A 9,231-nucleotide genomic window follows, 5' to 3' on the forward strand; every position below is an offset into this window, starting at 1 on the left:
CCGGCGCGGGTAGCTCCCGCCAGGTGCGGGCGGCACCCCCGACGACGACCCGGTTGTCCAGGCCGGCCGGGGTGGAGGTCGAGACGGTCACTGCCGCTGGAGCGTGCCGAGGAAGTCGAGGACGTCGCCGACGGTGGCGATCCGGCGCAGGCCGGGGGCGTCGAAGTTCAGCTCCTCCCCCGTGGAGTCCTCGACCCGCAGGGCCAGCTCGGAGAAATCCAGCGACCGGAAGCCGATCTCCCGCAGGTCGGCGGCGTCGTCGTCGGGGAGCGCCTTGCCCTGGTTGGCGAGCACCTGCGCCATGAGGTCGCGAATCTGCGCGCGACTCAATTCGTTCATGCGGCGGAGTGTACCGCCCGGGAATTGGTCCCGGCAATTCCCGGGTAGGGTTTCCGGGGCCCGTGGGAATCGGATGGAAAGAGGTCGGCGTGCTGCGTGGGGCGACCGATGACGACGTTAACCTGATGTTGTCCTGGCGTAATCAGGAAACCAACCGGCAGGTCAGCAAGAACAGTCACGAGATCACCGCCGAGGAGCACGCCGCGTGGTGGTCGCGGGTGCGCACCGACCCCACCCGCCGGGTCCTGGTGTACGTCCGCGACGGCCGGCCCTGCGGCGTGGTGACCTTCTTCAACCTGCGTCTCGACGGGCCGCGTACCGGCTCCTGGGGCTTCTACCTGGACGCCGACGGGCTGGCCGAGCGGGGCGAGACGCTGCCCGCCTGGCTGGCGGTGATGCGGGCGGCGGTGGACCACGCCTTCGACGAGCTGCGGCTCGACCGGCTCGACGGCGAGGTGCTCGCCGACAACACGGTGGTACGCCGGATGAACCGACGGTTCCGGTTCGTCGAGGGCATCCCCGAAAAGCAGGTGCACGACGGCCGGGACATCATCGTCGTCCCCGTTTCGCTGGATCGGGAGAATCGTCGACGGCGCTGATGTCGACAATTGTCCGCCGCGCATTAACCGGCCGGCCATTTCCCGTTCATCGAGGTCGGGGAAGAATCGTCAGCTGCGCCGCCAGGCCGCCCAGTGCTGGCCCGGATTGCCGCCGAGGCGGACGAAGCCGTAGCGGGTGCCGTCCCAGTCGTCCCCGGCGCCGGGCGCCCAGCGGGCGAAGACCACGTCGGCGGCGGCCGGCGGCCGGTCGCTGAACCACCGCACGTCGCTCCAGGTCACCTGGTGGCTCAGGTTGAACCGCAGGACGTAGTGCACCCCGACGGAGGCGTAGACCCGCTCGCCGGGGCGTACCCCGAGGTCGGCGACGCGCGGGGTCGGCGCGGTCGCCGCCACCATCGGCCGGACCAGCCGGTCGGTGATCACCTGCATGGTGCCGAGGTTCACCACGACCAGCGCGGCGAGCACCGGCACCCGCAGCCTCGGCACCCGGACGGCGGCGACCAGCAGCAGGCAGGCCACCGCGCCCACCGCCGCCCCGGTGAACGGGCGGAACTCGCGCCAGCCGCCGGTCAGCGCCATCAGGTCGGGGGCGCCGAAGCCGCCGTAGCGCAGCTCGTGCCCCCGGCTCGCCACGTAGGCGAGCCGGCCGGCGATCAGCGCCGCGCCCGCCACCAGCAGCGCGACCGCGACGGCCGCCCGGGCCAGCAGCACCCGGTACGCCACGGTGAGCAGCACCCCCACCCCGACCAGCAGCCAGAACGGGGCCAGCATCTGCACGTACCGGCCGTAGATGGCGTCCAGCGGCTTGGTGGTGATGCCGGCCAGGATCACCGACGCGCCGCCGGCCACGCCGACGCTGGTCACCAGGGCGACGCCGAGGGTCCAGCGGACGGCCGGGTCGCCCCCGCGCCGGCGCAGCTCGCGTACCGCGGCGGCCCAGGCGATCCCGGCCATCCCGAAGGTGATCACCACCAGGTACCAGAGCTGCGTGGCGACGGCCGCCCCCAGCCGCAGCAGCCCCTGGCTGGAGGCGACGGCCCGGACGGTGCCGCCGCCGGGCGGGTTGCCCAGCAGGTAGACCCGGTCGCCGAGCAGCCGGATGCCGACGGCGTTCACCAGGGCCAGGACCAGCACGGGCAGTACCGCGGCCAGCGCCTGCCCGAGGCTGGCCCGGCGGCGGACCAGCAGCAGCAGGACCAGTCCCGCGTGCACCGCCACGATCACCAGACCCCGGGAGTGCAGCAGGTGGAACGCGCCGACCAGCGTGCCCACCGCCGCGGCGGCCAGCACCTTCGGCCGGGCGACCCACCGGTGCACGGCCAGCAACCAGGCCAGCACCAGCGGCGCCAGCACCGCGTCGATCATCGCCACCTCGGCGTAGAAGGCGGTGGCCGGCAGCGTCGCGGCCACCGCGGCGGCGACCAGCGCGGACGACCGGCGCAGCGCGAGCAGCCGACGGGCCAGCAGGTACGCCAGCGGCAGCACGGTGGCGTTGACCGCCGCGTTGATCAGCTGCACCAGTCGGTAGCTGTCGGTGAAGTCCCGCTCGCCGAGGAACGCCGGGCAGATCAGCATCGGGTAGCCGACCCGGCGCAACGGGCCGTTCTCGCTGCTGAAGCCGCCCGGCCCGCCGGCCAGCGCCCGGGCGGTGTTGAGGTAGCTGTCCTCGTCAGTGTGCGCGATCGGCAGGGCGACGTGCCGGGCCAGCCACATCCGCCAGGCCACCCCGGCGAGCCAGCCCAGGACCAGCAGCGCCGGCACCAGCCAGCGCCGCCGGGCCGGCCCCGCCGGCGTCTCGGCCGGGTCGGCTGGGTCGGCGACCCGTTCCCGTACGTCGGTACCGGACGCCATCGTCGCCTCCTGCTCGCTGGGGTGGCCCCCGGCGACCGTCGGTCGGCAGGGGGTCGGCTCCTGGTCACGGCCCGCCGCCGCGCCCGCCACTGGCCGGATCTTGGACACTTGCCGTTCCGCACGAACGGAAACTGTCCAAGATCTCCAACCCGGGTGCCGGGGCGTCGGCAGGCGGGGCGGGCGCCATCGATCCGAGGCGCCGGGACGGTGGGGAGCGGCCGACGGTCGGGAGCCGCCGGGGGCCGCGCGGCCACTGTAGCCAGGACCGATCGGGCAGGTCAGCCGCTCGGCGGGGTCGGCGCAAGTGTTCGCCTGCCGGGTGTCCGGCATTCACAGGACCAGCGCGGTCGGTTCACCCGGGCGCGTCGGGGTGTTAACCCGCCGTGGCTAGCGTCCGTCCGGTCGCGTGGCCCCCGGCCGCCGGCGCACAACCTGCGATCATGGGAGCACCACATTGAGCGAGCTGACGGGATCCTCCATCCTGGTCACCGGCGGCACCGGTTCCTTCGGTAGGACCTTCCTCCGGCACATCCTGGCCGAGGCCGACCCGGCCCGGGTGGTGGTCTTCTCCCGCGACGAGCTGAAGCAGTACGAGCTGCGCCAGCAGCTCGGCGACGACCCGCGGCTGCGCTGGTTCATCGGCGACATCCGGGACCGGCACCGGCTCACCCGGGCCATGCACGGCGTCGACCACGTGGTGCACGCGGCGGCGTTGAAGCAGGTGGACACCGCCGAGTACAACCCGTCGGAGTTCATCGCCACCAACATCACCGGCTCCCAGCACGTGGTGGACGCCGCGATCGAGGCCGGCGTCAGGAAGGTCATCGCGCTCTCCACCGACAAGGCGTCCAGCCCGATCAACCTGTACGGCGCCACCAAGCTGGTCGGCGACAAGCTCTTCGTCTCCGCCAACCACTACGCCGCCCAGCACCCCACCCGTTTCGCGGTGGTCCGCTACGGCAACGTGGTGGGCAGCCGCGGGTCGGTGGTGCCGCTGTTCCGCCGGCTGGCCGCCGAGGGCAGGAGCCTGCCGATCACCGACAAGCGGATGACCCGGTTCTGGATCACCCTCGACCAGGCCGTCCAGTTCGTCATGGACAGCTTCGACCAGATGCAGGGCGGCGAGCTGTTCGTGCCGCGCATCCCCAGCATGCGCATCCTCGACCTGGTCGAGGCGGTCGCTCCGGACGCCACCACTCACGAGATCGGCATCCGGCCGGGCGAGAAGCTGCACGAGGAGATGATCGCCCCGGACGACAGCCGACGGACGCTGCGCGCCAGGGACCGGTTCATCGTCCAGCCCACCATCGCCACCTGGGGCTACCAGCCGCCGGTCGGCTGCGAGCCGGTGCCGGACGGGTTCGCGTACCAGTCGGACACCAACGACGAGTGGCTGAGCGTCGAGCACCTGCGCGACATGCTCGGCCTCGGCGCGTGACGGCGATGCTGCCGTACGGGCGGCAGTCCGTCACCGCCGACGACGTCGCCGCCGTGGTGGCCGCGCTGCGCAGCGACTGGCTCACCACCGGCCCGCAGGTCGACGCCTTCGAGGCCGACCTGGCGACCTGGACCGGCGGGGTCGACTGCGCGGCGGTCTCCAACGGCACCGCCGCGCTGCACGTCGGGTACGCGGCGGCCGGGGTGGGCCCCGGCGACGAGGTGGTGGTGCCGCCGATGACGTTCGTCGCCACCGCCAGCAGCGCGGTGGCGCTCGGCGCGAAGGTTGTCTTCGCCGACGTCGAGGAGGAGACCTTCACCCTCGACCCGGCCGCGGCGGCCGCCGCGACGACCACGCGTACCCGGGTGGTCTCCGCCGTCGACTACGCCGGCCACCCGGCCGACTACGACGCCCTGCGCGGCGCCCTGGCCGGCAGCGACGCGCTGCTGCTGGCCGACGCGGCGCACTCCATCGGCGCCACCTACCGGGGCCGGCCGGTCGGCTCGCTGGCCGACCTGACCACCTTCTCGTTCTTCCCCACCAAGAACCTGACCACGGCCGAGGGTCGGCGCGGTCGCCGCGCTCGACACGGAGCTGCTGACCCGGGCCCGCCGTTCCGCAACATCGGGCTGGTCCGCGAGCGGGACGCGCTGCGCTGGCCGACGAGGGCGGCTGGCACCAGGAGGTGCACGAGTTCGGCCTGAACTACCGGCTGCGACGTGCTCTGCGCGCTCGGCCGCAGCCAGCTGCGCCGACTCGGCGACTTCCTCGCCGCCCGGGACCGGCTGGTCGCCCGGTACGACGAGGCGCTGGCCGACCTGGACGGCGTGCTGCGGCCCGGCCGCCGCTCGTGGGCCGCCCCGGCCTGGCACCTCTACCCGATCCGAGTGCTCGACGGCCGCCGCCGCGAGGTGTACGACCGGATGCGCGCCGCCGGCATCGGCGTCCAGGTCAACTACCTGCCCGCGCACTGGCACCCGGCCTTCGCCGACCTGGGCTACCGGCGCGGATCCTGCCCGGTCGCCGAGTCGTTCTACGAACAGCAGCTCTCGTTGCCACTCTTCCCGACCCTGACCGACGCCGACCAGGATCGCGTGATCGACGCGCTGGGCGCGGCGCTGCGGGGCGTCTCGGCCCGTCCCGCCGCCGCCTGACGGGGGAACCGATGCACCACGCGAACCACTTCTACGGCCACGCGCACGTGCTGGCCCGCTACTGCGGGCTGGGCGACGGGCACCCGCCCCGGATCAACGGGTACGTCCAGCACGGCTGGAACATCGGCGACGGGCTGGCTCCCGGCCACCCGTACGCCGAGTTCACCCCCAGCCTGCTCTGGTCCGAGCAGACCCGGCGGCGGGCCTGGTCGGTGGGGCGGCGCAACGTGGTCACCGTCGGCGCGCCGTTCGCCTACCTGCTGTCGTTGCGCCCGCAGGGCCCGCCGGAGGCGGAGCGGGAGGGCACCATCTGGTACCCGTTCCACGGCTGGGAGGGCCAGCACGTCAAGGGCGACCACAGGGAGCTGATCGCCCGGATCCGGGCCACCGAACCCGGCCCGGTCACGGTCTGCCTCTACTGGCACGAGTACGGCATGCGCCGGGTGCGCCGGCTCTACGAGAACGCCGGCTTCCGGGTCATCTGCCACGGCTACCGCGGCCACTGGTGGAAGGACACCGACCCGCTCTTCCTCGACAAGCAGCTCACCGAGCTGCGCCGGCACAAGCGGGTCGCCTCCAACCGGCTGACCAGCGCGATCTTCTACGGCATCGCCGCCGGCTGCGAACCCGCCGTCTACGGCGACCCGATGATCCTCGCCGCCGAGGACCCGACCTTCGGCGGCACCGCCCGGATCCGCCGGCAGTGGCCGGAGCTGCACGGCGAGTCCGTCGACCTGCCGACCGCCGTCGAGATCGCCCGCGCCGAGCTGGGCACCGACCACCGCTGTACGCCGGCCGAGCTGCGCGAGCTGCTCGGGTGGGCGAACCTCCAGGAGGAGAAGAGTGACGACTGATACAGCGGACCGGATCGCGCTGCCCGGCGGGGAGATGCTCGCCTGGTCCGACCTGCCGGAGGAGCGGCTGCCCGACGGCGGGCCGCTGGCCGCGCTGGCCGCCCGGGTGGTGACGGCGGGGGCACGGGTGCTGCTGGCGCCGAAGCAGCAGCTGTCGATCCCGTTCCAGCTGCCGGTGCCGTGGGAGGCCCCGATCACCGACGTGTACGGCCAGCGCCTGCGCGGGATGACGATGGGTCTGCGTACCGAGCTGGCGATCGCCCGGGCGGTCGACAAGAGCGACCTGGACCAGGTCAACATCCACCCGCTGCCGGTGCACGAGCGGATCCTGGAGGCCTTCCAGCGGCTGGGCTTCCGGTTCAAGCACGCCGACCTGGAGCGCGGTCACCTCCGCGGCACCCAGCAGACGCTGCCGTTCTACCAGGAGATCGAGTTCTTCGCCGCGCCGCAGTACGCCCAGGCGGTCACCGAGGTCGAGCTGACCTTCGTGACCAGCCCGCACGGCATCGAGGTGATCCTCGAGTGCGACAAGCGCGGTGGCTTCCTCAGCGCCGGCCACGACGCGTTCGGCCGGTACACCGTCTCGCACGCCGACGCGGACCGGGTGGACTGGGCGCAGGTCGTCGACGGCTGGCTGCGCGAGACCACCTCCCGCTACGGCAGCCTGCGCGCCGCCGGCTTCGGCGCCCCGCACGGGTACGGCCACCGGGGTCACGGCATGGGCGGCATGGTCGCCGGGGCGGCCCTCGGCGTCGCCGGTGGCCTGGTCGCCGGGGAGATGATCGAGGACGCCTTCGAGGGTGACTTCGGCGGCGGCGACTTCGGCGGCGACTTCGAGTGAGCCGACGCGACGATGGCCCCTGGGACTCGTCCCGGGGGCCATCGTTCTCACGGCGTTGATCTCGTGGGTCAGTGACGGGCCTTGCGCTCTTCACTGCTGCGGAAGTTGCTGCCGGCCTTGGCCAGGCCCCGGCTGCCCAGGTAACCGATGGTCAGCAGGGTGATGAAGAACCAGGCCTGCGGGGCGCGGAAGATGTCCACCCCGACCGAGTTCTTACCGACCAGGAACGACGCGGCCAGTATGCCGATCACGCCGGCGATGTAGACCCAGAACTCCGTCGTACGGAGCGACGGCTTGGTTTCCGTTCCGGGTGCCTGCATCACCTGCTCGCGGTGCCCGTCGTGCATCATCGGCATCGGACGGGTCGGAGCCTCGTTCATCGCCGCCCGGTTGGGCGCGTCCTGCATCGGCCGGTTGATGGGCCTGGTGGATGCAGCCTGCGTGCTCATCTGGTCCTCCTCAGGATTTGATGAGTACCTGCACTCCCTCGCCCCGCTACCGCGTTTCGGCCACGGCACGGTTCGCGTTCATGGCGCGGGCACCCTCCGTCTACCCGACGCCCCCGGGAGGTAACACCGGGTCACCAGCGGATTGTTGCCACCGGTGGCGCCCTGCCGGGAGAGCGCCACCGGCGTGGTACGTCAGCGCAGGCCGTTGCGCACGGCCACCCGGACGAGCAGCTCCGGCACGGACCTCCCGGGCGGTCACCTGGACGAACTGCTCGCGCGGCGCGGTCTCGGTGGGCGCGCCGGCCTCCACCTTGGTCTCCACGTTGAGCGTCACGTCGTCGGCCCGGTAGCGCTTGATCAGGTCGAAGACCTCCCGCAGCAGGGGCATCCGGGCGCCGGCCACGGCCAGCTGGCCGGGCTTGTCCGGCAGGGTCCGGGAGCCGCAGTCGAGGGTGCGCACCTGGGCCAGGGTGAGGGTGTTGACGTATCTGCCGACGTACGGGAACTCCGGGTCGCCGGGGCGCACCGGGGCGGTGTCCACGCACTTGGCCCCGCTGACCTTGCGGTCGTGAGTCACCACGGCCTGGCCGTCCTCGGTGATCTGCACGCCCAGTTCCAGCGTGTTCACGCCGAGCTGGAGGGCGTTGCCGAACGAGGCGAGGGTGTTCTCCACCCGCAGCCCGAGGCCGCCGCGGTGGGCCTGGAGGTCGAAGGTCCGCTCCGGTCCCGGTCGCGCCTGGGCGGGCGCGGCCAGACCGGACGTCACGGTCGCCACCACCAGGGCGGCGATGGCGGTACGGCGCATTCTGCGCAGGCTGTCTCTCCTACGGGGGCGGGCGGTTCCCGCCAACCCGCCGGTCAGCATGGACAGCGGGAACGGCCGGCAGGCGAGCGGCGGGCGGCCGGTCGGTGAACCGGCGTGGACCGGTTTGGTCGCGGCCTGGCCGGGCAGGCAGTGGATTACCGCCAGATCTGCGAGGTGATGGACGTGCGTGACAACGACACGATGCGGGAGTCCGCCCGGCTGGCCGAGGAACGCCTCACCGCCGGCGTCTACGGCGAGGGCGCCCTGGACGAGGTGACCGTGCCGCAGACGGACGTGCTGCGGGTGATCCAGGAGCAGGACCCGGACGATCCGGCCGACGCCCCGATCGACCCGAACGTGCTGCGCGACGGCGGCCCGACCCGGGGGCAGGGCGCGATCACCACCACCGGCGGCACCGCCGGGCCGGCCAGCGTGCGCCGGTTGGCCCGCCAGCCGGAGCGACACCGCGGCAAGGTCGCCCCGACCACCACCGGCGACGCCACCACGGGCGGCCTGAGTACGCCCGCCGGTGGCTCGACGAGCGACAAGTCCTCGACCGGCTCCCAGGTGGGCAACTTCACCAACGATCGCGCGAATCCGGGCTGACCCGGTCTCGCGACGATCGCGAACGCAAGCAGTGGCCTCACCCGCACGGGGTGAGGCCACTGCTGTCCACATCGTTCCTCGCCGGTGGAGCCGGGAGCAGGGGTCAGGAGGTGGGGCGGAGCACGCCCAGCCGCTGGGTGGCCCGGGTCAGCGCCACGTAGAGGTCGCTGCGCCCGCGCGGGGACTCGGCGACGATGGCGTCCGGGTCGACCACCAGGACGGAGTCGAACTCCAGGCCCTTGGCCTGACCCACGGTCAGCACCACCACCCGGCTCGCCAGCTCCGGCTGTTCGCCGACCGCGGCCTCCGGCAGCGCGGCCACCACCGCGGCGGC

10 protein-coding genes and 1 pseudogene are annotated in these 9,231 nt (G+C 73.0%); 6 read left to right on the plus strand and 5 right to left on the minus strand.

Annotated elements, in window-relative coordinates; genetic code table 11:
* Window positions 1–87 precede the first annotated feature (87 nt).
* A complete protein-coding gene (locus JNW89_RS18420) occupies window positions 88–339 on the minus strand; it encodes an acyl carrier protein (RefSeq protein ID WP_238449857.1) in 252 nt (83 codons plus the stop codon).
* An 89-nt stretch (window positions 340–428) separates the two neighbouring features.
* Between JNW89_RS18420 and JNW89_RS18425 the strand changes: the two genes are divergently transcribed.
* Window positions 429–938, plus strand: coding sequence for a GNAT family N-acetyltransferase (locus JNW89_RS18425; protein WP_309140000.1), 510 nt, complete (start codon window positions 429–431; stop codon window positions 936–938).
* Window positions 939–1,007: 69 nt separating this feature from the next.
* Here JNW89_RS18425 and JNW89_RS18430 read toward each other — a convergent pair whose 3' ends face one another.
* Window positions 1,008–2,750, minus strand: coding sequence for a hypothetical protein (locus tag JNW89_RS18430; RefSeq protein ID WP_238449859.1), 1,743 nt, complete (start codon window positions 2,748–2,750; stop codon window positions 1,008–1,010).
* Window positions 2,751–3,204: 454 nt separating this feature from the next.
* Here JNW89_RS18430 and pseB point away from each other — a divergent pair, with 454 nt between their 5' ends.
* The 4 genes and pseudogenes from pseB (at window position 3,205) to JNW89_RS18450 (ending at window position 7,037) form a co-directional block, all read left to right on the plus strand.
* The gene (pseB, locus tag JNW89_RS18435; protein WP_238449860.1) at window positions 3,205–4,188 is read left to right on the plus strand and encodes a UDP-N-acetylglucosamine 4,6-dehydratase (inverting); all 984 of its coding nucleotides are present in this window, start codon (window positions 3,205–3,207) and stop codon (window positions 4,186–4,188) included.
* A gap of 5 nt (window positions 4,189–4,193) precedes the next feature.
* Window positions 4,194–5,342: pseudogene (locus JNW89_RS18440) on the plus strand (DegT/DnrJ/EryC1/StrS family aminotransferase).
* Window positions 5,343–5,353: 11 nt separating this feature from the next.
* Window positions 5,354–6,196, plus strand: a complete 843-nt coding sequence (locus JNW89_RS18445) for a hypothetical protein (RefSeq protein ID WP_238449861.1) — start codon at window positions 5,354–5,356, stop codon at window positions 6,194–6,196.
* A complete protein-coding gene (locus tag JNW89_RS18450; protein ID WP_309139999.1) occupies window positions 6,186–7,037 on the plus strand; it encodes a sporulation protein in 852 nt (283 codons plus the stop codon). The genes JNW89_RS18445 and JNW89_RS18450 overlap by 11 nt, the downstream gene beginning before the upstream one ends.
* A gap of 68 nt (window positions 7,038–7,105) precedes the next feature.
* On the opposite strand, the gene JNW89_RS18455 is transcribed toward JNW89_RS18450, so the two are convergent.
* Window positions 7,106–7,486: a hypothetical protein gene (locus tag JNW89_RS18455; protein WP_154942987.1), complete on the minus strand. Its 381-nt coding sequence runs from the start codon at window positions 7,484–7,486 to the stop codon at window positions 7,106–7,108.
* A 100-nt stretch (window positions 7,487–7,586) separates the two neighbouring features.
* Entirely contained in the window at window positions 7,587–8,291 is a 705-nt protein-coding gene (locus JNW89_RS18460; RefSeq protein WP_238449862.1) for a glycerophosphodiester phosphodiesterase family protein, read from the minus strand.
* Window positions 8,292–8,474: 183 nt separating this feature from the next.
* Between JNW89_RS18460 and JNW89_RS18465 the strand changes: the two genes are divergently transcribed.
* Window positions 8,475–8,897, plus strand: coding sequence for a hypothetical protein (locus JNW89_RS18465; RefSeq protein WP_238449863.1), 423 nt, complete (start codon window positions 8,475–8,477; stop codon window positions 8,895–8,897).
* Between the two features lie 103 nt (window positions 8,898–9,000).
* On the opposite strand, the gene JNW89_RS18470 is transcribed toward JNW89_RS18465, so the two are convergent.
* A partial coding sequence (locus JNW89_RS18470) for an ATP-binding domain-containing protein (RefSeq protein ID WP_238449864.1) occupies window positions 9,001–9,231 on the minus strand: 231 nt, incomplete at its 5' end.

This window comes from Micromonospora sp. 4G55 (assembly GCF_016803375.1).